This is a genomic window from Listeria rocourtiae FSL F6-920, from assembly GCF_000525975.1.
Classification (GTDB): domain Bacteria; phylum Bacillota; class Bacilli; order Lactobacillales; family Listeriaceae; genus Listeria_A; species Listeria_A rocourtiae.
The window spans coordinates 57,887-83,203 of sequence record NZ_AODK01000006.1; the positions used below are offsets into that span (position 1 = coordinate 57,887).

Here is a 25,317-nt window from a genome sequence, read left to right on the forward strand (position 1 = left end):
AATGAAATAGGTGGGGCGATTTTTTGATGAATGGAGAAATAGTTAGAAATATGCTAAGTTGGACTTATGAAATGGATGGTGGCAGTAGATATGATTAAAATTTTAGTAGTAGATGATAATTCTTTTATTACCGGTGGGTTAGAAATTATTTTGGGGACGATGGATGGAATGGAGGTTTTAGGTGCTGCGGAAAATGGTGCGGAGGCAGTGGCTTTTTGTCAGACGCATGAGGTGGATGCGGTACTGATGGATGTGCGGATGCCGGTGATGGACGGGGTTGAGGCAACGAAACAGATTACGGAAACGACGCAGACGAAAGTAATTATTTTGACGACGTTTGATGATGATGCTTTTATTTTGAAGGCAATTGAAAATGGTGCAAAGGGCTATTTGCTGAAAAATAATGATCCGCAAACGATTCGGAATGCAATCACTAGTGTTATGCAAAATCAAAGTATTATGCAGGATGAAATTTGGGATAAAGTGAAGTCGGCACTTGTTAGTGAGGTAAAACCGGATTTAAGTAGCTTGCAGTTAACGGCTCGTGAGTTGGACGTGATGAAGGCAGTCGCTAGTGGTTTGTCAAACAAGGAGATTGCTAAAAATCTATTTATTTCGGAAGGGACAGTTGCCAATAATATTTCAGCTTTGCTCGGAAAATTGGGACTGGACCACCGGACGCAACTGGCTATTCTTTATTTGACAGGGCGTGTTGGGGGCGGTGAAGTGTGACAAAATGGAAGATAATGCTCGATGTGGCTGTTTGTGTATTGCTGATTGCCTATTTGTTTGAGATGGATGCGAGAGGAACTCTTATAGCACTTTATTTACTGCATCTTTTATTATATGTGTCAGTGATGTTGTTATCTTTTATTTTGGTACGCTATAGGACAGAAATCCGTATTATTTTGATTGTATTTGTAGGTATCACGGGTTTGTGGTATTTGCCGTTGTTAGTTTTATTACTGCCATTTTGTACGTTGGCACTTTGGCTACAAGGAAGGAAATTAAATGTTGGTTGGATATGGGGAGCTTTGATTTTGACTGGACTTCCGCTTTTTTGGGGCGAATTTCTTCTGATTTATACGGGAATTAGCGTTTTTGTAGGGTTATTTTATTGGTATTTGAACCGGACAGCGTATTTATTAGAGGATTTGACAATTGACAATGACGAAATGCGGGTAAAGCTGGATGGTTTTGTTGCAAGGCTTGAGGCTGCGGAAACAAATGGACTCAGGCAGGCGTATTTAGCAAAATTGGAAGAGCGGAATGCGTTGTCGCATGAGATTCACGATCAGCTGGGACATTCATTGACTGGTGGTTTAATGCAGTTAGAGGCGGCTAAAGCGCTACTTCCAATTGATCTTGAAAAGGCTACGGAACTGCTGAATAATGCGATTGTAATTAATCAATCAGGAATTGAAGAGATTCGAAAAACATTAAAAATGACGAAGCCAGCGCAAGAAAGTCTGGGTGTCAATCGAATAAAAGCGCAATTGGAAGCTTTTGAGACGCAGTATGGAATTCGAACGATTTTTCAGATGCAAGGTGTCGTTGGAAAAATATCACAAGGAATGTGGTATGTGCTAATTCAAAATGTGACAGAAGGGCTTACGAATGTTCTAAAGTATAGTCAAGCAACAAAGGTAGAAGTGTCCTTAGCCGTTTTGAATAAATTCGTGCGCCTCGAGTTTCGGGACAATGGGATTGGCGCGATGTCGATAAATAAAAGTCTAGGCTTGACGGGAATGGAGGAGCGAACGGCGAAACTGGGAGGCAAGTTAATTATTGATGCAGCAGATGGTTTTGTTATTGTGACCATATTGCCCATTCCGTCTGAATAAATTCGTGGGATTTTCACGGGAAGAAAATGAGTAATTGCACTGTTGTGATGCTCGTTTTTTTTCTATACTAGTAAGTAAGATGATCATGGAAGTGAGGAAAAGTTATGAAAATCGTTGAAATTGAGCAGTTGACGAAGAAGTTTGAAAAAAAATATTGCCGTAGATAATCTGGATTTGACAATTGAGGAGGGGCAGATTTTTGGTTTGCTTGGTCCTAATGGTGCGGGGAAAAGCACAACGATTAGTGTTTTGTGTGGACTTTTGAAGAAGAATAGTGGACAGATTCGTTTGTTTGGAGAGGATCAGGAGCAACACAGTTTACAGATTAAGCAACGGATTGGTTTGGTGCCACAAGAAATTGCGCTGTATATGGATTTGTCGGCTTTTGAAAATGTGCGCTTTTTTGCGGGATTGTATGGGCTTCGTGGCAAAGAACTGGATGCGGCAGCGACGACTGCTTTGGAGTTTGTTGGTTTGGCAGATAAGGCGAAGGATAAGCCGGGTACTTTTTCAGGTGGGATGAAGCGGCGTCTAAACATTGCGTGTGCGATTGCACATAAACCGGAGCTAATTATTATGGACGAGCCGACAGTTGGTATCGACCCGCAGTCTCGGAATTATATTTTGAAGTCGATTAAGAAATTGAATGAATCGGGATGCACGATCATTTATACGAGTCATTATATGGAAGAAGTTGAGGAATTGTGTGACTATATTTCAATTATTGACCACGGGAAAGTGATTGCAGAGGGCACGAAAGAGCAATTGGTAAGCCTTGTTTCGGACATCAAAGAAATGCGTTTAATCGTGGATGATGTGGCAAAAATTGATTTAGATGTAGTACGGGAGATTTCAGGTATTCAAGCGGTGGAAGTAATAGAAGGTAATACGCTGAAGATCACATCCAGCAGTGAAGTAAATAATTTAAATACAGTATTAGGTGCGCTAATTAGCCAGTCAGTTGAAGTGATTGAGATGAACCAACAAACGCTGAATTTAGAAACGGTCTTTTTGAATTTAACGGGCCGGAAATTACGAGATTAGAGAGGGAGTTGAGCTTGTGATGATGATTTTTCATATTATGTTGAAGGCAATCAAGCTAACACTACGTGACAAGGGCTTTTTCCTCTATATGATGATTTTCCCATTAGCGTTGATTTTGGTGCTGGGAAGTGTGTTGCAAAATGCTTTTAGTAGTGATGTAGAACTGGATAAAATCACGGTGGAATACACGATACAGAAGGATAATCCGCTAGGTAAGGCATTTGATTCGTTTGCAACGGAGGCTAGTGGAAAGCAGGTGACGTTTAAAAAAAGCGGACAGTGCGAAGTCTGGCAAAGAAGCGGTTGAGAACGGTGATGCTGTGGGCTACGTGGGCGTGAAAGATAATTTGACGGTGACAACGAATTCGCCAAGTCAGATTGAAATGAGTGTGCTCGATGGCTATTTGAGTGGTTTTACATCGCAATATCGATTGGCGAGCACGATTATAAAGGTGGACCCAGCGCAGGCTAATGTTTTACAAAGCCCTCCGCAAGCTTCTGATTCCGCGATTCAAGCGGAAGAATTAGCATCAGGCAATGATATTAGTGCTTTCGAATATTATGCAATTGCGATGATTGCAATGGTCATGATGTTTGGGATTAATAGTGGCATCAATGTATTTCGTGAGGAAAAGGTGCGGCATACGGATGTGCGCTTGTTTATTGCACCGATTAAGAAGTCGACTGCGATTATCGGGAATTTCCTTGGTGCGATTTTTATGCAGACGGTCTCACTCATTTTGCTGATGGTCATTTCCGATTTGTTTTTCGGCGTTAATTGGGGCGAGTATAGTCTAGTTATTTTTGTGATTTATTTTAGTTTATTATTCTTATCAGTGGCGCTTGGAATGGCGGTTGATGTGTTTAGTAATGGAAATCCCGCGGCGAATGGAGCTGCGACAATTATGATACAAGTATTTGCTTTTCTGGGAGGCGCGTATTTCCCAACTGGCGATGGGCTAATGTCAAAATTATCACCAATTGGCTGGGTTCGTGTTGGCGTCAAGGATGTATTATATAATCATGATTTAGTTGCAGCGACGTTTCCAATAGTGGTAAATTTATTAATAACTGGAATTCTTGTGGTTGGAATGAGCTTGTGGATTAGACGAAAGGAAGTGTATTAAAATGCAGCAAATTGGTTGGATATTCAGGCATAATTTGAAAAGTCTTACGCAAAATAAGGCAAAGCTGCTCGTGATTATAGGGTTGCCGATTTTAAGTATTTTAATCTACTTTCTTTCATACGGGGCTCAGTCTGAGACAACGGCATTGAAAGTTGGTCTGGTGAATGAGGACCCAGGTGTTTATACGACACAAATGGTGACTTGGATGAAGCAAGATAGCGATAGTATTCAGTCTATTTCGAAGGCATCTGGGGATAAGAAATTAACTGGTGGACAATTGGATGCGCTCGTTATTTTTGAAAATGGTTCGGAGGACAGTATTGCGGCGCTTAATCCACAGCATATTAAAGTAAAATCGATGCAAGGTGATGCGGTTAATAACACAGTAAAAAGAACAGTGGACGCCTCGCTTAGCAATATTATGACGATGATTCAGGCGAGTGAAAAAGGCGGGCAAGACTTTTCGAAATATGTGACGACGTTTGATCAATCTAAAGTAAGTGTGACGCAAAAAACGACGAGTAATCAGCAGGACATCGTATTGATGATGTCGACGCAAATTCTCGGTTTTCTATGTATGATGTTGCTTTATGCGGCTGGTAACCTGGGTGAACTGATTTTGCAAGAAAAAGAAGATGGCACGTTTTACCGTTTGATGTCAACACCGCTTAGCAGTAAAGCCTATTTATTTGGAAATGCTCTATTTGCGCTAGCAGTCGTTGTGACGGAGATTACGATTTGTTTAATGGCGATGCGATTTGCATTCAAAATTGACCCAGGCGTATCCTATTTTGCACTATTTGGTGTGCTATTCGTCTTTGCAATTATGGCAGTCTTGCTGTCATTGGCACTTGGATTTACAGCGACGAGCAGAAAGAGCGTCAGCGGCTTACAAATGATTTTATTTACACTTACAAGCTTGCTATCGGGCGCGCTTATTCCAGTTCAAATCATGCCAGCATTCATGCAAAAAATTGCAGAATTCCTGCCACAATATTGGGTGATGAACGCGATAACGACATTACAAGACAATGGCAATTTAGCATCAATTAGTTTGAACATCGCGATTATACTAGGATATGCTTTGCTATTCTTTTGCATTGCAAGCTATAAATTTACGAAAAATAATCGAGTGAGTTCTTTTATATAGGGAATATGGACTCTGAAGTAGAAAAATCCATCTAGGTATAACAGCTATCCTTGACCAGTATAGATAGTCTGGATAAAAGGAGGGTATTTATGCATAAAAAGATAAAAAATATAATTTATATATATGTGCCCATACTATTTGTTGGAATAATGATAGCATCAAGGTTGGAGCCTTGGATAGGAGAAAAAGTTGTAACAATAATACAATTTATACTGTTTTGCATATGTGCGCCTATTATTATATGGATGAGATGGCAAAATAGAAGGATGGATAAACAAAATGAAGTTAGCTAAAATCTTGTCATTACCAATTTGTAATAGTTATTTTTTATACTGGGAGCATGTGATGGAAAAAATGATTACGGTTTAATAAAAGTAGACAAGGAAAAGAAATAGTCTCGTTGTTATATCAACTAGAGGTGTTCACTATGTTTATGAATTAGTTTCCAAGGATAACGGATAATAAAGTTGGTGAATAATCACAAAGAAAGGATGCACTGTAAATGGTTGTATCCTTTCTTTATGTGGCCAAGACGTTGGGAAGAATGCTCCAACAGAAGCAAGGGGAGTTTATATATGAGGCTATGACCGTCAAGCCTTTGGTTTCTGGGCGAAGTTTATGCCGTGCAGCAAGACAGAATGCGAGCGCATCAGTTTATTCACAAATAAGCCCACAGAGTAATGCTTTTTTAATACAAGAGGTTCAAAAAGTCGCTGAGGTGCTGGGGCGAGCGCCTTTATCGACGCACGGTGAATTCCCTTACCGAATGACGGTAGTTCGATGCTTTCTTGCTACAAGAACTGCAACGAGTGGCTAAGGAACTTGGGCGGACACTGGTTTACACAACATCGAAAAAAGAATTTGCCTACATCAGACTCGCAACGAAGCGATTTGGTACGTGCTAAAATTTTATAGAAGCGGCAGGACTAGAGGTAGCTCCGCGTACCAAGCCAACGAAACGGGCGCGATGACCTAGGTTGTCAGAGGGCAATACTAGGTACGACTGTCAAGAATGGTAAGACTTTAAAACAAGCAGAGGGAAGGAAATTTGCTACAGCGTGGAAAAGGAAAGCCTATGACAAGGTGATGAATAATATTATAAAACAATTATTTTAGAGGAAGCTTAATATGAGAAATAAAGTAAAGCATATCATTGATGAATGGGATCCAATTGAAGTACTCCCATTCGCTCCATCAGATGAATATGAATCAGAAATAAATCAAATTGTTCGCTTTTTAAGTGGGCATGAGGCTACAGATTTTGAACTTGCCAATAAAATTAAAAAAAATTTTTATAAATGCATTTGATGATTTTATAATTCAATTTACAGAAGAAGAGTGCCTAGCTATTGCTAGAAAAATTTTAAATGAATAAGTTGTCTGTAACCACTAGATTGGATAAATGTCAATAAAGTAGGCATTTAAATAACAAATGATAGCGATAGTTACTATTGTCACAACAAGGATTGAGGGTCCGTAATCTCTTTATAACATTAACTGAAGCTGAGTTAGGCGAAGATGTAATTATGTATAAGAAACTGTCGAAGAAATTTTTAGAAGACAGCGAATAGTAAAGAAGGGGCGCGCTGAGAGGTGAGGTCTGTTCTTTTTTAGGAACGTCCATAATTTAAGATATCGAGACAACACAAAGGAAGAGTTTGTTCCAACTTCTCTTTTGACGTCTAGGAAATAGTCTATATAGCGAATTGCAGATGACTATAATAAATGAGAACAATAAATGTTTCTTTGTTGAAAATGTTGTTCTTTGATATGGCTCATATTGTGCTATGATAATTATGTGCTGCGCAGTGCATAGATGTGTCACATAGTTTTTAGGAGGAATAGACAAACATGAAAATGAAAAAACAATTAGCAAGTGTATTAGTAGTTGCAGTACCGCTTTTAATAGGGAATAGTTATGATGTAAATGCAGCAATTCAAGATAATTCCAATGAACTGGATGCAAGTTACGTATCTGAAAAAAAACACGGATGCACTTTTTGTAAATCTGTTTTCATTTGGTAAAGATAGCACGATTACAGGATATGTTTCATCGGATATTACCGATATTGGTATCGAAATTAATGGAAAAGATATTGGCGGAATTGGTATTGTACCAGGTAGTCAGACTTTTACATTACCAGATTTTCTAGTTTCTCAAATTACCTCTTTAGAAGATAACGTTACGCTTGTAGGGAGAACAGCACCTTCTGGTGAAGTCATTGCTAGACAACAAGTTGTTATGATTGATGGGACGAACGAAAACACGGGTACATTGAGCCCTACTCCATTTTTGATAGACAGAATGAGTACACTAACGGGAAGTTTTACTGGGAACATTTCGACAGTTGCTTTGCGTATTAATGGCGTTATTCATGAGCAAGTAGATGTAAGAGGAAATGGAACTTTTTCATACCCTACTACTATCTCGAATCTAGAGGATCGTGTAGATGTACTTGGATACAATGAAAATGGCGTTTTAGTGACAAGTGCTAGAGTCTTACTGGAAGAACGCGAATCTTATGATAGAATTTTGTCTGCAAATCCAGAACGGTTGCATGAGCAAGCAATCTGGGTAACAGGTTCTTTTTCTACAATCGCTGAATCCAACAAATCAATTAAAATAATAGTTCCTGAAATTAACGGTGTCAGAGATTATTCGCAGTTGGAATTTGTAGATAGTCCTAATCAGAATGGCGCTTTTGATATCAGAGTTACTGGTGTGAGCCAGGGTGATTCGATTAAATTAATTGGATTAACTGCCAACTCAGTAATAGCAGATGTTTTTGAATTGACTGGAATTTAAGTTATACATGGAAACTGTATTAATGGCTACTGCATTTTTAGTAGCTGTTATACAGTTTTTTTGTAATAAAGAGAAAGAGAAAGAGGAGGTGGATTTCTCTTTTTTCTCTTTGGGAGAAAAAAGTTATCTATTGCTAAGAAAGCTTCGTGTGGCTTGTTTAGAGCAGGTTGATAGGCACTATATTAGCTTCATTCCATTATTTAAATACTTAATCCGAGGGAGTTTATTGCAAATTTTTCTTTATCAGTACTGATTTTGAAGGTGAGTGATTGGTACACGTATGTGATAATACTTGGAGAGGTCAGAAAGTGATGTATTCAATGGTTCTTAGACCTGATGATAAAGATAGAAGGAGGAGCAAGATGAAGCTACTTTTATTTATTGCTAGTTGCTCTATTGTTATTTTGTCTACATTAAATGTCCATGCAACGGAAACAAAAGAATATAAAAGTAGCGGACAGGTAGGTTTTTTTGGAGAATATATATATCCAGAGGAAGAGTTAGCACCCGGTGTTGATAGTGATATAGAACAGACGGCAGGAAAGAAAATAGAAAAGATTGTTGTTTCGGAGGACTCCGTTACATTGCCTGAAACAGGAGATACATTTTCTATTCATAATCAATGGATTGGTTTCGTATTGTTGGGCTTAGCTTTTCTACTTCTCAAAAGAAATAAAAATAATGGAGGTTCAGTTAAATGCAATTGAAAAATGTACTAATTTCAACGGTAGCTATGAGCGTGATAATATTATCTCCTCTATCAGTACTTGCCACTGAGTATGAATCAAATGGTCAAATCGAGTTTATTCCAAATACGGATTCAGTAAGCCCGGTAGACCCAACAAATCCAGAAAATCCAATTGATCCGCTTGATCCGCTTAGTCCAGACGGAAAACCGAATGTAGGAACAACAGGACCGCTTAGTATTGACTATGCTTCAAGTCTTGATTTTGGGACAAATAAAATTTCGAATAAAGATATGACATATTATGCAAAAGCTCAGGAAATTGATGGGGATGAAGATGTGCACCTTCCAAACTATGTACAAGTTTCCGATAATCGAGGTACAAACGGTGGCTGGGCCTTGACGGTCAAGCAAGAGGGGCAATTTAAAAACAACAATACACAGAATAAAGAATTAATTGGTTCGCAGATTCAGTTACAAAATGGTGAAGCAATTAGTAATGCAGAAAACATGCAAGCGCCGAATGTTTCTCAAAATATTATTTTAAACCCAGATGGCGCAGCAGCTCTAGTTATGGAAGCCGAAAAAACAGCAGGTGCAGGAACGTGGCTTAGTCGTTGGGGTGGCGTTGAGGAAACTGTGAATGATGCTGGCGAAACCGTATATAAAACAAAAACAATTTCTCTCAATATACCGGGTAAAACACCAAAAGATGCTGTAAAATATAGCACTACATTAACATGGAATTTATCGGATATTCCAGATAATAAATAATAGGAAAAGCGAGGAAAATAAAAAATGAATCTTAAATTAAAAACAATGATGGCAGCTAGTTTAGTTGCAGGTCTTACTTTAGCAGGAACAACAAATATAGTGGAGGCAGCGACTTCTGGTAGCACATTTTCTAATGCCATTATTAATTTTGAACCAAGCACAGACCCGACAAGTCCGATTGACCCAACAGATCCGACAAATCCAGTAAGCCCGATTGATCCAACAAACCCAGGTGGCCAGCCAAATCCAGGTACGAATGGCCCATTAAGTATTGATTTTGCATCGAGTTTAGATTTTGGTACACAGAAAATAACATCTTCTGATAAAGTTTATACAGCGGCTGCACAAGCGTTTAATGACCGTGATTTAGGACCGAATTACGTCCAAGTAACAGATAATAGAGGAAGCGAAACAGGATGGGCACTAAAAGTACAACAAGATGGCCAATTTATAACAGAAGATGGGCAAGAATTAACGGGAGCAGAAATTACTTTTAACAATGGTGTTGTGAGTACAGGATCTGTCTCTGCTAAACCCACGCATAAAGCTAGTTTCACTCTAATTCCAGATGGAGATGCGGAAAGAATTATGGAGGCTGCTGAAGGACAAGGCGCAGGAACCTATATTTTAGCTTTTGGAAATGATGCTAGCGCTGCAGGCAGTATTGAACTATCCGTACCAGGTAGCACAACTAAATATGCAAAAGACTATTCTACAAAATTAACATGGACATTAGAAGATACGCCAAGCTCTATTGAGCCGTAAGTAGGATATTGAAATAGATTTAAAACGAGGTTATGCGAGTTCTTCAGGTTTTACTAAGTGAAGAACTCGCATCATTGTAAAAATAACAAAAAAGAAGTGCGGTTGTTAAAAAGAAGGGCACTCTTTCAGAAGGGACAAAAAAATGAAAAAATACAGTTTATTTCTTAGTTTGTTGATGTTAGTGATGATTAGTTTATCTCCGGCTACTAGTTTTGCATCTGAGTTTAATTTTGCTGTGACAACCGAAATCCCTGATAATCAAATCGATAAATCCAAAACGTATTTCAACCTATTAGTCAATCCAGGTGAAAAGCAGACATTGAGTATCAAATTAAGAAATGACACTGATAAAGAGGTGGTAATTGAGCCACAGATTCATTCAGCAACAACGAATATGAACGGCGTTGTAGAATATGGAAAGACAGACTCAAATCCAGATAAATCACTTAAGTACAACTTGGCTGACATACTTACAACAAATAAGGAAGTTACAATTCCTGCTAAAAGCGAGAAGAAACTAGAAATGAAACTAAATGCTCCTACTGACGAATTCGAAGGCTTGATTGCTGGTGGCATTACACTCATTGAAAAGCAATCAGAGGCAGATAAAAAAAGCTTGAAATCAGAAGGTTTAAGCATTGAAAATAAATATGCCTATGTGGTAGGTGTGACTTTACAACAAAACAAAGCCGAAGTAAATCAAGACTTAAAATTAAATAGTGTTAAAGCTGGCCAAGTAAATGCTCGCAATGCTATTTTAGCAGAGCTTCAAAATCCAACACCGACATACTTGAATCAATTTGAAATTGTAGAAGCGAAAGTGACGAAGAAAGGTCAAGTCAAGACTTTATTTGAGACAGATAAGCAACATATGCAAGTGGCTCCGAATACAAATTTTAAATTTCCAATCCCGCTTGAAGGAGCCTCTCTTGAACCAGGTAAGTATACGCTGCATTTAAAAGCAAAATCATCTAAAGAGGCATGGGAATTTAGCGGAGATTTCGAGATAAAAGCTAATGAAGCAAAAGCCTTTAATGAGAAAGACGTATCGATTCCCGAGAAAGAAATGAATTACTTGTTGGTTATCATTATTGGTATTGTACTATTAGTACTAGCGTTATTTATTATTATTTTACTAAAAAGAAAGAAAGACGACAAAAATAAAGGTAGTGATAGCGAATGACAAAGAAAAAAAATATTAATTATGTGTATGCTTGGATTCCTCACATTTACAAGTATGGATGTATTCGCAAGTGATACTTTTAAGGCGGAAGAGACAGAGTATCCAATACAGATGATAGTAGAGAACCCAACAGTTACGGTGAATGAAGAGACGATTATATCTTTAAAAATTAGGCAGAGAATGAACATAGAGAAACTTCAATTAAGCATTCCTGAAAATATGGTATTAGATTTGGATAAAACCAAGAAAAACAATGAAAAATCGTTGTTGGCAGTAACATACGACGAAGAAAAGCAACAAATGATACTAGCAGCGGGAGACTCTGGCGAAATACTAGAACAAGAGTATGAACTCATTTTAATTGCAAAGGATAAAGGATTATCAACTTTACAAATAAAGAATTTAAATAATCTAGTGGTTTCCAATGAGCTGCTTATTACACTCATTAGCGCTGAATCACAAAGTTCGGTATTAGAAACTAGTCGGAGTGAACCAGTGACAGCAACTACTGATCGAAGCTTTCTAGAACATTCCAAACATGGACTGTTGAATGAAGATGGGCAGTATGTTTCGGGTCAGCCTTTGTCTTTTGCTGAAGCGACAGTTATATTAGCTCCTGTAGAAGGGACATCGGGACCAACAACTATGGCTTTCGACCAATTAGATAGTAGTGGATACAAGAATTCTTCAGGGCAATTAGAATTAAATAAGGATTATAGAATTGATAATTATGCAGTATTCAGAGGGCAACCGGTGGATATCATGCTAAATTTTTTCGAAGCCTGATGATGCTGCGATAACACCCACTGTAAGCTTAAGTTTAGCGATAAATGCGTTCTTTCCAAATTTGCCACCTACTCTTAATTTAGTACTTGACAAGAGGATAATTGGTGAGAGTGTTGACTTTTCAATAACAGCGGTGAAGCCAGGAACCGAAGAGAAAATTAATGCTCCTATTTTCTTGGGTGCTAATTTAGGAACGAATGCTAACAAAGGGGAGATAGAGTATTCGGAATCCCAAATAAATGGGCTATTCGCGGAAGAAAAAAAACGCTAGCTCATTATTTTTTGGAAATGGGGCTGCTGGTATGACTGAATTTCGATTAGGTACTGGAACGAGCGGTTATACAGGAATCCATATGTTAATTAATGCTCAAAATGGTTTAAATGGACGATTTAGAACGTTACGAGCATCTAGATGGGGGGTTGGAATAATCACTAACGATGCTTTTAGTATTGTACAACTACCATTTTCGGATCCAGAATTCTATGGATTGACAGAGGATGACGAAGATACTGCGCGTTATATGTTTGAGATGGAGCTCCCAAAACAGTTTTCAAAAGAAAAGTACCCAGAAGATCTTGTTATAGATATTGATTTAAATTCCATTAGTAAAAAGGTGGATACTTCGGAAATTAAAATAATAGATAAGAATAGCAAAGAAGACCTTACTGCTTATTTTGAGCTTTCGGCGGATGAATATGGGGTGAAGGCAAAAATAGACCGCTCTAATCTGAGTGAAATCTCCAGTTTTAATATGATCCAACTTCAAATAGAAGCACCAGTGGACTTAACTCACCCTGATTTAATGAATTATTTCAATGCTCAAACGGGATATTTAACAATTCCTGCTACTGCGAAAGTTGATTTTTCAGAAGAAACGTTTCCAGCTGAAGCAGAGGTCAAATTGCGCAAACCGTTTGCTGATGGAGTCAAACAAACCGTTGCTATAGATAGCGGTACAGCAGATTTAAATCCCGAGGAGGTTATCGAAAATATTTGGAGTCCTATTGAAAATGATACCATTCAGGTAGTCGGATTTAAGGACGAAATGGTATTTAGCGAACTTGGGGAAACAGAAATAACAGTTATTATTCGTAGTGAGACGACAGGACTTGAATCGGAAATAAGTGTGCCAGTTATTGTGGTCACGGGAGAGCTGAAATTTAGCTCCAAGCCAGATCAAATTTCATTTGGTACAATCCCTATTCAGTCAGCGGAAAAAGAGTATTTTGCAACGGATTTTGATGAAGATTTAACTGTTGGGGATACTCGTTATAAAAAAGACTGGAAGGTAACGGTTCAATTAATAGGTGGGCTTTCTTTAGAGGGGTCGAATACAATTCTCCATGATGCTATGTACTATACCAATACAGATGGAGAAAAAACATTGCTTTCCGTAATCCCTACTTCTGTTAAGCGTGTAGCTCAGAATGCAGAGCAAAGCACGGTAATATCAGATTCTTGGAAGAGCGGACAAAACGGGATATCTATAAAACCCCGTCAAGGACAAGTGAAATCAGGAAAATACTCAGCTTTGCTAATATGGATGCTTGAGGACACACCATGATGGCTTAGATGGGTCAATAAGGGGCTTGTTATTTTGCCGAAGAGACTATTTTTTTTTTAGATGCGCTAAGAGGTATTGCAGCAATCACAGTTATCATCACTCATTTTGCTGAAACCTATGCTGGGGAGTCATTATTAAAAGGAATATTTCAACCGTTTGGAAGAAGTGCTGTTATTCTGTTCTTTCTGTTGAGTGGTATTTCTTTAAGTATGAGTTTTCAAAGGAAAGTATCATTTTCTTGGCAGGACTATATATCATATTTAGTAAAACGCTTTTTTTAGAATCTATCTGCCGTTTTTTGTAGCTATTTTGATAGCCCAGGGAATCTTCCATATTTTGCAACCTCAAGGTATAGCTGGATTATCAGAATGGTTTAACCTGACTGGAACAGGTACTGCCGATTTCCGGATTTTAGTTGGAAATATTTTCATGACAGGCAATTATGTGAATCGAATTGATCCAGTTATTTGGTCGCTGATTATTGAGCTGAGGATATCTATTATTTTTCCATTGCTATTTTGTATAGTAAAAAAATATGAAGTTCTTGGAGCTACTATCTTGATGGCGATAACACTAGTATCTGGTGTGAGTGTTCTATATATCAGCACTCAGAATTTTTTGCTGGGTCAGACCATTTTTCATACTGCTTTTTTCGTGTTAGGAATAGTCATTAGCCTGCATTGGTCACATATTAAAAACATGAGCAAACAGATGTATTGTTTAATCTCCATTGCTTCTCTATTGCTATATTTTCATGTTGTCATCTTTAATTTGGTTGGAATACCAACGATTCAAATCATTTCGGATGTAGTTATTGGCTTAGGTTGCATGGGCATAGTACTCGCTTGTTACGAGTCAAAAACGGTGCAGGAGCACTTAACGAATAGAATTTATCAAGGGGTTGGAAAAATTTCATTTAGTATCTACCTCGTACATTGTATTATATTTATCCCTATGATTTATATGATGCAGCACATGAATATCGCAGTTCCGATAATTCAAGGCATAAGTATACCAGTGATTTTTATATGTGCTTCTGTATTTTACTGCATTGCCGAACATCCATTGAAAATACGGGGACAGTCATTAAGTCGTAAAGTTGAAAGTCGAACACGTAATAGAGGTAGAATATTGGAAGAGGAATAGTCCCTAGCTTAGCTGAATTAGGGACTATTCTAATGGTGAAAGAAGTTCGGTGTAGCGCATACATGAGTAATTAATGGGCGCTACTACCATACTGTTTAAATATATAGTAAACAAAAAGTTTGTAAGTCTAGCGAATATTTTAATTTCGTTAAGACCACAGGCTTTTTTATAGTGGGTCCACAAGAAAAAGTCGCATAGTTTGCTGTAAAGAGAGCAATATATAGCAAAATGATGATCAGGATATTCGGCTTATTTCTATGAACATAATTAATTTTCCATGCTGTTAGGTATGATATATCAAAATCAGCGTACTTTTCCTAAATTAGCAAGTAAAATGATTCATTTTTTGCGCGATAGTCCCGAAAAGTGAAGTTGTTTAATTTCCATTTTTGGTATAAATTCTCTGTAAGCTCTGATTTAAAATAACATGGTTAATTAGCGCGGAATATTGTTATAAATTTTTTTTCGGGAAGGTAAAAAAACACGAAGAAATGGCTATAGCAAAGCTACATAGACAGAGGAGGGGCTTGGATAAATAGTAGTGAGGGGTGAGATTAATGATACATTTAAGAAGGAAGATATGGAAAAAGTATAGAACAACAGAGCCGTTGGAAATTGCAGAATCATTAGGGCTAGAAATCCTATACGTGGAAACGGAGCAACTGAGTAAATTGGGGGATAAGATCACGAATTCGACTGTTGTAGTAGATAGCTCGCTAAATGAACGTGAGGAAACCCAGCTTATCGCGAAAAAAATCAGAGAATACCTAATTCAAAATCCAAATGCATTAGATTAACAACGCAAAGTATAATTTTTAACAAAAAAATGGACTCGATGAGAAAAAAATGGTTTTGAAAAAGCTGTTGTCAATCGATATAATTGTAATTGTTCCACAGCAACCGAAAATATTGATTATTTTTCAGTCAGCAAGAATATAATGAAATCTACTGGAACGCAGACACATTGTTTTACCAAAATAAGAATGAATAGAATTTGGAGGATGTCATTTGAAAATGAAGAAGTTAGTAGTAGTTTTTCTTGCGAGTATCATTGTTACTGTTGTTTTAGGGGGTTGCTCAAGTAATAGTGTGGTGGATGATTCTGAATGGAACACTGCGAAGAAAACAGGGAAATTTGAAATACAAGTAACATCTGCTGAACTGATCGATAATAATTTAAATACAGATGTTGGGCATGAGACACTTAAGCTGGCTGTACAAGCTAAGAATATTAGTAAAGAAGCTGTACCAATCGGATCTGGCGACTTCTATCTTAAGGATGAAGATGGGAAAAAATATACATTTACAGGCAGCGAGAGTAGTTTGGGTGATGTCGTTAAGGCGGGGAAAACAATAGAAGGATACGGATATTATTCTATTCCCAAAGAGAGTAAAAAAATGATGATTGTTTATAATCCCTTCCAGTCAACAGATCAGCTTAAGTGGGAAATGACTGTTCCAGGTAAAAAATGAAAAAAGAGCAATCGTTACAGAAAGTTATGATGTTTAGTTCTGTTCATACGTTTAAGGATGCTCGAATTTTATTCAAAGAGGCTTATACATTGTGTGAGAAATATGCAGTAGATTTTTATGCTATTGGCAATGTAGGCGAGGTTAAAGCGTACGAGAAGAAAGGCCTAAAAATCCATCTTTTAGCTAAAAAATCTCGATTAAAGCGGTTTTTAACAATACTTGAAATAAAAAAGGCTATTAAAGCCAGTGATGCTAAATATTTTCATTTTCATGATCCAGAGTTGCTCACTTTAGTTCCATTTATTCGTAAGATGAAACCAGATGGCATTATTATTTATGATATGCACGAGAACTTCCCAGAAGCAGTTAAATCGAAGAACTGGCTGCCAAAATCAATCAGAAAACCTTTAGCTAAATCAATTCAAAAAATCGAGAAACGCTTAATGAGGAACCTAGACGGTATCATTTTTGCAGAAGAATCTTATAAGAAATATTACGAGCATGTTAAAGCAGACAAAATAGATATTTATAATTATCCAACTCATATGGCGAAGAACATTGATAACAAAAGTGCTAAGCCACTTACGATGATTTATATTGGAAGAATTGCCAAGGTACGGGGTATTTTTGAAATGTTGGAGCTAGTAAAAATGTTTCAAGAAGAGGGGACAGAAATAAAGTTGCAGCTCATTGGTTTGGCAGATAACGATTTATTACAGGAAATGCAGGCTTTTATTCAAGGCAACAGACTAGAAAAAATGGTTGAATATTCCTCATATATTGAATACTCAAAAATAAAAGAATACTATTCAAAAGCGGATATTGGACTTTGTTTACTCCATCCGATTCCTAACTATTTGGAGTCACTAGCAACAAAAATATTTGAATACATGGCTATGAGTTTGCCGATGGTTGTATCTGACTTCCCAGCCTGGAAGAAAGTAATCACGGAAAATGATTGTGGTTTAGTCGTTAATCCGTTAAACATAATAGAGGTTAAGAACGCGATACAAAGATTGATGGAAGATAATTGCAAACGTAAAGAACTAGGTGCGAATGGCCGAAAAAATTATATAAAGAAGTATAACTGGGATATAGAAGGCGAAAAGTTAGTGCAATTTTATCGCAAATTATCAAATGAAGTATGAGAGGTGCTAGCTTGAATAAAGATTTGCATATTAGTAACATAGTGCAGCAATTATTAAAAAAAATGGTATATCGTTATGGGAATAGCCAGCTTGTTCGTACTTCTTGTCTATGTTACACAAAATTATTTAGTTGAGCGGCAGTATGAAGCAAAGACCGAACTACTAATTCTTCCAAATAAAAATAAAGCAGAAGAAAATAATGATGCCAATGTTAGATTAAATATTCAACTTATGAATACCTACATGAATGTGATGAAAAGTTCAAATACTATTTCTAAAGTCAAACAAGAATTAGGATTAGATGAGTCTGTCGAGGCACTACAAAAAAGGCTTGTTGTTGCAAGCGATGAAAATTCTTTATCTGTTAATTTGAAAATCACGAGCAATACGCCAGATTCTGCAGCACAAATCGCCAATCAACTGACGAAGACAACGCAAAATGAGCTGAAAACTTATTTTCCAGATAATAAGGTTGTGATTTTAAATCCTGCAGGAGAAGGAAAGCTTATTTCTAACCGGTTGTATTACTTATTGGCGGGCTTTATCGGTGCTTGGGTAGGCGTTATGATTATTTTAATTGAAGTAGTGACAGCACGCGTCATAAGAAGTGAAGCTGATTTGAAGCAGTTTAAATTCCCTGTTTTAGGTGCGGTGGCCTACTCCGAAGATGAAAGGAAGCAATAAGATGGCAGAAGAAGCTTTATATAAAATTAATGTGTTGAATGCCAATAATTTTCGCGATTTACGAACAAATATTGAATATCAGCTGCAGCATAAAAAAGATAAATTTGTTGTTGTGACTTCCTCTAATCAAGGCGAAGGAAAAAGTTACTGTGCATTAAATGTGGCGCTAGCTTTTTCCGAAGCTAAGAAAAAAGTATTACTTGTTGATCTGGATTTGCATAGACCGAGGCTTTCAAAAAATTTGAGCTATAGTTATATGGGAATCGTGAGTATATATGAAGAGGCCCACGATTATAAAGACTGCCTGACATCTATTGCCGAGAATGTGGACTTTTTAACCGAGTGGCTATGTTCCTTTAAATCCATCAGAAATTATTTCCTCAGATATAGTCAGCAACACGTTACATCAGGCAGCTAAAGATTACGATATCATTATCATTGATAGTCCGCCAGTCCGTTTGTCCCCAGACACAAAGTTTATTATTTCAGAATTCAAAAATGTTCTTTTTATTGTGCGAGCGAATAAAACGCGGAACCATGAAGTGGAGGAGGCATTTGATAAAATGAAACTTATTAATCCATCTATTTTAGGGACTGTGCTGAATATGAAAAAGTTTTCTAAGAAAGAAAGAATGCTGTATGAATACAAATAAACTTAGCTTCTCGTTTACATCGTTTCAAAAAGTATTGGTAACTATACTACTACTTTCCATTGGAGTATTAGGTGCTATCCAACCAATATTTTACGTAGCCATAGTACCTATAACGCTCTTCTTTGTCATCACAAAATTAAATCTCTGTGACTTACTTGTTAGTATTTGGTGGACGATTGTCATTGCTTTGTTTTTTGGAGCATATTTATCCATGCCAGGGCTGGAAAGCATCTACTTGTTCCGCTTTTTACTACCGATGCATTTGGTGGTGCTACTACTGAACCAAGATTTTAAGATTAGTCAGCTTAGTCGATACCGCCCTTATTTTATCTTTTTAATCTTATATTTATTGACTAGCTTAATCTCCTTATTTTGGGCAGATTCGATACCATTAGGCTTTCGTTATTGCTACTTCGTTTTTGAAATATGCTACTTGTTTTTCCTCTGCTTCTACCATTTAGATTCAAAAAAGCAAATGAAGTACCTCACTCAAATAATAACCATCATTTTTATGGGAAGCCTAGTGCTTGGCTTGTTTGAAATTCTGACAGGATGGCATATGCGTTTATCAGCTTCTAATGTTTATATCACGACGACAAGCAAGTATCAGCCTACAGGGATTCTTTACAATACCAATGATTTTGCCCTTTTTTTAACAATACTGTACCCTGTCGTAGCTCATTACTTACTTCATATGAAAAAATTACGGACGGGCATCATGTTATACGCGGTGGCAACACTATTAACTTCATATGTTATCATTTCCACATATTCTCGGATTGGGATGCTAGCATTTGGTATTAGTGCAGTAATCATATTCTTTTATCGTTTCAGAAAGCAAGGTTTAGCAATCATATTTATGATGTTTCCAGTCGGCTTCTTGCTTCTTATACTCACCAGTTTTGGAGAGAAAATGATTGCGATTGTACACTCTGCGTTTACAGATAAATCAACATCGACTTTGGCACGCGAAAATTTATACACTCTCTTATTTCGAATTGCTAAGGAGAGTAACTTCCTTGGTATTGGGGCAGGAAATGTTCCTAAAAAATTAAACGCACTACTCCTTGGTTACAACGATGACGACGCCGATGCTTATACAACGGGACATAATTTTTGGTTGGAGACACTAGGAAATGTTGGTTTTATTGGTCTTTTGAGTTGCGGGATGATTTTTGCTTGGTTTATCTATCAGCTGTTGGGATCCGGTTATTTAAAATTTTCACCAACACCGCTACTCATATGGATGACATTTATCGGAGCTTCTATTGCACTTAGCACAATTTTGGAAAAAAGGTTTTTATGGTTTATATTGGCCATGGGAATTTGTATGTTGCAAGAAAGATTGAAGGAGGACAAACATAGTGAAACAAACAGACAAAACAAGAAAACGAACACTAATTATCGGGGCTGGTGAGGCAGGGAGGCTACTTATTCAATATTTACAAATGAATGTAAGCTGTAATTTTGATGTGATGGGTGTTCTTGATGATCAAGTGAACGAGAAAGCTGTACTTGGAATTCCTGTTGTAGGAACATTACAGGCTATCGGGTCGGTAGTTCAGGAAAAGCAGATAGAACATATCATATTAGCAATTCCATCACTGAAACCTAGAGAAAAGATTGCTATTTTAAATAGATGCTCTGAAACGGGAATTCAAACAGAAATTATGCCAGATATTGAAGCGATTATTCGAGGAGAAGGTTCCATGGCCGCCATTCAAAACATTGATTATGCAGATTTACTTGATCGAGATGAGGCGCAGCAAGATCACAATAAACTGACACCGAGGTTTGCTGGCAAGACGGTGTTAATCACTGGTGCGGGCGGATCAATTGGCTCAGAGGTTGTAAGGCAGGTCGCGAAATGTATGCCGAAGACGATTATCCTTCTTGGGCATGGCGAGAACAGTATCTACAATATCCATCGTGAAATGGCTGAAAAAATAGACAGTTTGCTTATTCCAATCATAGCGGATGTGCAAGATAAAGAACGACTCAGCGAAGTTTTTTCTAAGTACCAACCGGAAATTATTTATCATGCGGCTGCTCATAAACATGTTCCAATGATGGAGCTAAATGTACGTGAAGCTGTCAAAAATAACATTATTGGAACTAAAAATTTAGTGGATGTTAGTTACGAGAATCATGTGGAATTATTTATCATGATCTCAACAGACAAATCGGTGGAGCCAACATCTGTTATGGGAGCTACGAAAAAACTAGCCGAATGGATTGTTCAAACGAAGAATGAAGAAGAAGGAAGTGGCATTTATTCTATTGTACGGTTTGGTAATGTTTTAGGAAGCCGAGGCAGTGCCATACCTTTATTCTGGGAACAAATTAAATCCGGTAAAACAGTGACAATCACACATCCCGACATGGAGCGCTACTTCATGACAATTTCGGAGGCGAGCCAGCTTGTGATTGAAGCAGGTAGTGTTGCTAAGGGCGGTGAAGTATTCATTTTGAAGATGGGAACACCGCAGAAAATCATTGAAATCGTCAATAAATTAATTATTTTAGCTGGTAAGAAAAAAGAGCAGATTGAGATGAAGTTCATCGGATTAAGAGATGGCGAGAAAATAAAAGAAGAGCTTTTTGAGATGGAAGAAATTGCGGAATCTGAGGATGGTTTTGCAAAATTTTATTGTGGGAAATCGCGTGCACCAAGAAAGATGGAGAATATCGGGAAGTGGATTCATTTAGTTGAATTGATGAGTGAAGATGAAATGAGACAAGCGTTATTAAAATTTGCAAATGAACGCGCCGTTCTAGAAAAGGAGTATGTATAGAAATGATAGATATAACACATAAAACAAAAGAATTATTGATGCGAAAAATAAAAACCAAGCAAGCAAAAGTAGGGGTTATTGGATTAGGATATGTGGGGCTACCACTCGCAATGGAACTGGCTGCATCAGGTTATGAAGTGACAGGAATTGATATTGATCCACAAAAAGTAACGAGCTTGAATGATGGGGAATCACATATTTTAGATGTGCGGTCAGAAATTGTTTGCGATGCTGTTCGAAATGGCCGTTTTGAAGCTACTAACGATTTTTATGTACTAAAAGATTTAGATGCGGTAAGTGTCTGTGTCCCAACACCGCTTAATGAAAATCAAGAACCGGATATTAGTTTCATGACATTTACAGCAGAAAAACTCGTGAAGCATATGCAAAATCCAATTTTGATTTTGCTCGAAAGCACGACGTATCCTGGAACGACAAGAGAACTATTCGCGGATCGTTTTGAAGCAGCTGGAAAGCGTGTGAAAGAGGACTACTTCCTATGTTTCTCTCCTGAAAGAGTCGACCCAGGCAATGCTAAATTTCAAACGAAAAGTATTCCTAAAGTGATCGGCGGATTGACGACGGAATGTTCCGAATTAGCAGAACAATTATATGGATCAGTATTAGATCAGCTGGTTTTAGTGAGTTCTCCCGAAACAGCAGAAATGAGTAAGTTGCTTGAAAATACATTTCGTAGCATTAATATTGCATTTGTGAATGAAATGGCGATGATGTGTGAGCGGATGGGTCTGGATATTTGGGAAACAATTGATGCCGCAGCTACTAAACCGTTTGGATTCATGCCATTTTATCCAGGGCCGGGGGTTGGTGGACATTGTATTCCGCTGGATCCGATGTATCTTCACTGGAAAGGAAAGCAGAGTAAATTTTTCAATAAGTTCATTGAAACGGCGCAAGAAATCAATATGAATATGCCATATCGTGTTGTGGATAAGATTCGCGATGCACTCAATACGCATGGTAAGTCTTTGAAAGAAGCGAAAGTACTTCTTGTTGGTGCGGGTTACAAAGCAGATATCAATGACGTGCGCGAATCGCCAACGCTTGATATTTACGAAATACTTCGTGAAAACCAGACAAATATTGCTGTACTTGATCCGTTCGTAGCGCAATTTAAAGATAAGGATAAACAGATTGTCCCAGTGATTCAAAGCGAACGATGCGATTTCGCAGCCTATGATTGTGTTGTTGTGTTGACGAAGCACAGTACGCTCGATTATGAGCAGCTTTTTGTCGAAAGTAAGACGATTGTGGATATGCGTAATTTGTATAAAGCCGATTCTCAAAAAGTATTTAAAATTGGCGGTGGCAAATAAGTGGCAGATAAAATATTACTTTCACCACCGGATATGGCGGGCACCGAACTAGACTACATTAAAGAAGCTTTTGATACGAATTGGATTGCGCCTGTTGGACCTCATGTCGATGCTTTTGAAGAAGAGCTCGCGACTTATGTTGGCGCAAAATACGCGGTGGCTGTATCGTCCGGAACAGCTGGACTACACTTAGCCCTTCTCGCTGCGGGTGTTGGAGAAGGCGATGTCGTATTTTGCCAGAGCTTTACATTTGCAGCTTCGGTAAACCCGGTTCTTTACCAAAAAGCGATTCCAGTTTTGATTGACTCGGATTGCAACACGTGGAATATGTCAGTTGCTGCATTGGAACTCGCGTTTAAAACAAGAAAACCAAAAGCAGTCATCGTAACGCATATCTATGGACAAGCAGCAGATATGGCTCGAATTAAGCAACTTTGTGATGCTAATAACGCACTATTAATTGAAGACGCATGTGAATCTTTAGGAACAACATACGCTGGAAAACAAACAGGAACCATCGGAGATATCGGTGTATATTCTTTCAATGGCAATAAAATTATTACGACATCAGGTGGCGGGATGATTGTTACCGATAAGAAGGAATGGGCTGATCAGATCAAGTACCTATCCCAACAAGCTAAGAGTACAACGCCGCATTATTTACATGAAACAGTCGGCTATAATTACCGGTTGAGTAATGTTTTAGCGGGGATTGGCAGAGCGCAATTAACTACATTAGATGACAAAATAAAAAAGAGACGCGCGGCTTTTGCAAAATATCAGCAGGCGTTTCATGGTACAGAGGTTGAAATGATGCCTGTTGATCAAAATGGTGTTACTTCTAATCGTTGGCTTTCCGTTATTTTAATTCCAGACAAAAAACCACACGATTTGATGCACTTTTTGGCAAAAGAAAATATAGAAAGTCGACTTGTGTGGAACCCGATGCATCAGCAACCCTTTTTAAAGGATATTGATTTTGTGAAAATAGAGGATAAAGCCGTGTCGGATGAGTTATTTCAAAGTGGATTGTGCTTACCATCAGGAAGTCAACTACAAAAAGAAGAACAAGAGCGGATAATCTACTTGATTAAGAAATATTTCCGAGCAGGAGGGGAAGAGTAAGTTGAAGGTTCTATATATTCATCAATATTTTGCCACACGTGAAAGTGCAACAGGGACACGTTCTTATGAATTTGCTAAGTTACTACAGGAAAAAGGTCATGATGTCACAGTTCTAACAGGTGACTCGCAATTAGAACATTTGACGGCTGGTCAGAAAAGAATAGCAGCAACATATGATTTGGATGATATTACAGTTCATGCAATCAAGAATCGCTATGAAAATCATTTTGGAAAATGGCGTCGAATTTGGGCCTTTCTCATCTTCTTAATACAAGCTTGTTTTTTCAAGATGAATAAACAAGAATATGATGTTATTTTTGCGACCTCTACACCGCTTACTATTGCTATTCCTGCCATGTTTCTATCATGGAAAGCAAAAATCCCATTTGTGTTTGAGGTGCGAGATTTATGGCCAGAAGCGCCCTACAAGTTAGGCTATTTAAAAGATGGCTTGCTACTCCAAATTTTACGAAGACTAGAAAAGATGGTCTATATGAAAGCGAGCAAGATTGTAGCGTTATCTCCTGGAATGGCAGAAGGAATTTTACAACAAGGCATTTCGAAAGAGAAGGTAGTTGTTATCCCTAATAGCGCGGATTTGGAACTTTTTGATATAGAAGCATCCGACGCATTGCGCACAGAGTGGGGACTTCTAGACAAATTTGTTTTAGTACACGCAGGCTCACTAGGTGTTATTAATGGACTCGAGTATTTAATTGAGACAGCAAAATTACTTAGAGATAAGGGGCAGCATCACGTCAGAATTTTGTTAACAGGTGATGGTGGAAAGCGTATAGAGTTAGAAAAGTTGTGTAAGGATTATGAACTAGATAATGTTATTTTTACAGGGAAATTCCCCAAAAAAAAAAATCCCAGAACTACTTAGCACAGCTGATGCAACGATTATGTCAGTTAAAGATCACCCAGTTCTTGAGATGGCATCACCGAATAAGTTTTTCGATTCATTAGCAGCAGGAAAACCGACAATTGTGAATTGCGGGGGGTGGATGAAGGCCATGCTTGAAGAAACGGGAGCTGGTGTATATGTCGAACCAAAGCAACCCTCTGATTTAGTGCGAGTGATTGAGGTTTTATCACATGCAACGCCTCTTGCAGCTGAATTAGGTAAAAATGCGCGAAGGTTAGCAGAAGATCGTTTTGATCGCAAAAAATTAGTAAATCAATTAGAGCTTGCCTTAGAGCAATCTATCAGAAAGTGAGTTACAA

28 protein-coding genes and 1 pseudogene are annotated in these 25,317 nt (G+C 37.9%); all 29 read left to right on the top strand.

The features are described 5' to 3' along the window. The first annotated feature begins 90 nt into the window (after positions 1-90). The 29 genes and pseudogenes from PROCOU_RS02385 (at position 91) to PROCOU_RS02520 (ending at position 25,310) form a co-directional block, all read left to right on the top strand. The gene (locus PROCOU_RS02385; RefSeq protein ID WP_036069637.1) at positions 91-732 is read left to right on the top strand and encodes a response regulator transcription factor; all 642 of its coding nucleotides are present in this window, start codon (positions 91-93) and stop codon (positions 730-732) included. Beyond that, positions 729-1,844, top strand: coding sequence for a sensor histidine kinase (locus tag PROCOU_RS02390; RefSeq protein WP_051994104.1), 1,116 nt, complete (start codon positions 729-731; stop codon positions 1,842-1,844). The genes PROCOU_RS02385 and PROCOU_RS02390 overlap by 4 nt, the downstream gene beginning before the upstream one ends. 104 nt (positions 1,845-1,948) lie before the next feature. After that, positions 1,949-2,888: pseudogene (locus PROCOU_RS02395) on the top strand (ABC transporter ATP-binding protein). Positions 2,889-2,904: 16 nt separating this feature from the next. Continuing rightward, on the top strand, positions 2,905-3,195 hold the full coding sequence (locus tag PROCOU_RS18185) for a hypothetical protein (RefSeq protein ID WP_244266208.1): 291 nt from the start codon (positions 2,905-2,907) through the stop codon (positions 3,193-3,195). A gap of 13 nt (positions 3,196-3,208) precedes the next feature. Then, entirely contained in the window at positions 3,209-4,015 is an 807-nt protein-coding gene (locus PROCOU_RS02400) for an ABC transporter permease (protein ID WP_244266209.1), read from the top strand. Between the two features lies 1 nt (position 4,016). Further along, the gene (locus PROCOU_RS16995) at positions 4,017-5,165 is read left to right on the top strand and encodes an ABC transporter permease (RefSeq protein WP_077913293.1); all 1,149 of its coding nucleotides are present in this window, start codon (positions 4,017-4,019) and stop codon (positions 5,163-5,165) included. Between the two features lie 502 nt (positions 5,166-5,667). Further along, positions 5,668-5,982, top strand: coding sequence for a hypothetical protein (locus PROCOU_RS02415; protein WP_036069434.1), 315 nt, complete (start codon positions 5,668-5,670; stop codon positions 5,980-5,982). Further along, complete coding sequence (locus PROCOU_RS19200) at positions 5,975-6,070, top strand: hypothetical protein (protein ID WP_221637093.1); 96 nt, start codon at positions 5,975-5,977, stop codon at positions 6,068-6,070. The genes PROCOU_RS02415 and PROCOU_RS19200 overlap by 8 nt, the downstream gene beginning before the upstream one ends. 223 nt (positions 6,071-6,293) lie before the next feature. After that, positions 6,294-6,473, top strand: coding sequence for a DUF1871 family protein (locus tag PROCOU_RS02420; protein WP_051994106.1), 180 nt, complete (start codon positions 6,294-6,296; stop codon positions 6,471-6,473). Between the two features lie 619 nt (positions 6,474-7,092). Beyond that, complete coding sequence (locus tag PROCOU_RS02425) at positions 7,093-7,971, top strand: immunoglobulin-like domain-containing protein (RefSeq protein ID WP_036069436.1); 879 nt, start codon at positions 7,093-7,095, stop codon at positions 7,969-7,971. A gap of 362 nt (positions 7,972-8,333) precedes the next feature. Further along, on the top strand, positions 8,334-8,678 hold the full coding sequence (locus PROCOU_RS02435; protein WP_036069438.1) for an EF2685/EF0750 family sortase-dependent surface protein: 345 nt from the start codon (positions 8,334-8,336) through the stop codon (positions 8,676-8,678). Beyond that, the gene (locus tag PROCOU_RS02440) at positions 8,669-9,430 is read left to right on the top strand and encodes a WxL domain-containing protein (protein ID WP_185343006.1); all 762 of its coding nucleotides are present in this window, start codon (positions 8,669-8,671) and stop codon (positions 9,428-9,430) included. Before PROCOU_RS02435 ends, PROCOU_RS02440 begins: the two co-directional genes overlap by 10 nt. A gap of 24 nt (positions 9,431-9,454) precedes the next feature. Further along, positions 9,455-10,195, top strand: coding sequence for a WxL domain-containing protein (locus tag PROCOU_RS02445; protein ID WP_036069440.1), 741 nt, complete (start codon positions 9,455-9,457; stop codon positions 10,193-10,195). Between the two features lie 142 nt (positions 10,196-10,337). Further along, complete coding sequence (locus PROCOU_RS02450) at positions 10,338-11,378, top strand: WxLIP family cell surface protein (RefSeq protein ID WP_036069442.1); 1,041 nt, start codon at positions 10,338-10,340, stop codon at positions 11,376-11,378. A 111-nt stretch (positions 11,379-11,489) separates the two neighbouring features. Further along, complete coding sequence (locus PROCOU_RS02455; RefSeq protein ID WP_149023606.1) at positions 11,490-12,164, top strand: hypothetical protein; 675 nt, start codon at positions 11,490-11,492, stop codon at positions 12,162-12,164. Positions 12,165-12,466: 302 nt separating this feature from the next. Next, positions 12,467-13,729: a WxL domain-containing protein gene (locus PROCOU_RS02460; RefSeq protein WP_149023607.1), complete on the top strand. Its 1,263-nt coding sequence runs from the start codon at positions 12,467-12,469 to the stop codon at positions 13,727-13,729. A 47-nt stretch (positions 13,730-13,776) separates the two neighbouring features. Then, a complete protein-coding gene (locus PROCOU_RS19205; RefSeq protein WP_077913295.1) occupies positions 13,777-14,010 on the top strand; it encodes an acyltransferase family protein in 234 nt (77 codons plus the stop codon). Position 14,011: 1 nt separating this feature from the next. Then, positions 14,012-14,875: an acyltransferase family protein gene (locus PROCOU_RS02465; protein ID WP_077913296.1), complete on the top strand. Its 864-nt coding sequence runs from the start codon at positions 14,012-14,014 to the stop codon at positions 14,873-14,875. Positions 14,876-15,432: 557 nt separating this feature from the next. Continuing rightward, the gene (locus tag PROCOU_RS02470) at positions 15,433-15,672 is read left to right on the top strand and encodes a hypothetical protein (protein WP_036069446.1); all 240 of its coding nucleotides are present in this window, start codon (positions 15,433-15,435) and stop codon (positions 15,670-15,672) included. A gap of 217 nt (positions 15,673-15,889) precedes the next feature. Continuing rightward, positions 15,890-16,348: a DUF4352 domain-containing protein gene (locus PROCOU_RS02475; RefSeq protein WP_133620635.1), complete on the top strand. Its 459-nt coding sequence runs from the start codon at positions 15,890-15,892 to the stop codon at positions 16,346-16,348. Then, entirely contained in the window at positions 16,345-17,496 is a 1,152-nt protein-coding gene (locus PROCOU_RS02480; RefSeq protein WP_036069448.1) for a glycosyltransferase, read from the top strand. Before PROCOU_RS02475 ends, PROCOU_RS02480 begins: the two co-directional genes overlap by 4 nt. Positions 17,497-17,565: 69 nt before the next feature. Then, a complete protein-coding gene (locus tag PROCOU_RS02485) occupies positions 17,566-18,180 on the top strand; it encodes a YveK family protein (protein WP_341871245.1) in 615 nt (204 codons plus the stop codon). A 1-nt stretch (position 18,181) separates the two neighbouring features. Continuing rightward, positions 18,182-18,598, top strand: a complete 417-nt coding sequence (locus PROCOU_RS18010) for a P-loop NTPase family protein (RefSeq protein ID WP_036069450.1) — start codon at positions 18,182-18,184, stop codon at positions 18,596-18,598. Positions 18,599-18,819: 221 nt separating this feature from the next. After that, positions 18,820-20,250: an O-antigen ligase family protein gene (locus tag PROCOU_RS02495; RefSeq protein ID WP_036069451.1), complete on the top strand. Its 1,431-nt coding sequence runs from the start codon at positions 18,820-18,822 to the stop codon at positions 20,248-20,250. After that, the gene (locus tag PROCOU_RS02500) at positions 20,198-21,628 is read left to right on the top strand and encodes a polysaccharide biosynthesis protein (RefSeq protein WP_051994108.1); all 1,431 of its coding nucleotides are present in this window, start codon (positions 20,198-20,200) and stop codon (positions 21,626-21,628) included. Before PROCOU_RS02495 ends, PROCOU_RS02500 begins: the two co-directional genes overlap by 53 nt. Before the next feature lie 2 nt (positions 21,629-21,630). After that, the gene (locus PROCOU_RS02505; protein WP_051994110.1) at positions 21,631-22,965 is read left to right on the top strand and encodes a nucleotide sugar dehydrogenase; all 1,335 of its coding nucleotides are present in this window, start codon (positions 21,631-21,633) and stop codon (positions 22,963-22,965) included. A 33-nt stretch (positions 22,966-22,998) separates the two neighbouring features. Beyond that, positions 22,999-24,090, top strand: coding sequence for a DegT/DnrJ/EryC1/StrS family aminotransferase (locus tag PROCOU_RS02510; RefSeq protein WP_051994171.1), 1,092 nt, complete (start codon positions 22,999-23,001; stop codon positions 24,088-24,090). 1 nt (position 24,091) lies between these two features. Continuing rightward, on the top strand, positions 24,092-24,976 hold the full coding sequence (locus PROCOU_RS02515; RefSeq protein WP_036069454.1) for a glycosyltransferase family 4 protein: 885 nt from the start codon (positions 24,092-24,094) through the stop codon (positions 24,974-24,976). After that, the gene (locus tag PROCOU_RS02520) at positions 24,924-25,310 is read left to right on the top strand and encodes a glycosyltransferase (RefSeq protein ID WP_036069456.1); all 387 of its coding nucleotides are present in this window, start codon (positions 24,924-24,926) and stop codon (positions 25,308-25,310) included. Before PROCOU_RS02515 ends, PROCOU_RS02520 begins: the two co-directional genes overlap by 53 nt. The last annotated feature ends 7 nt before the right edge of the window (positions 25,311-25,317 follow it).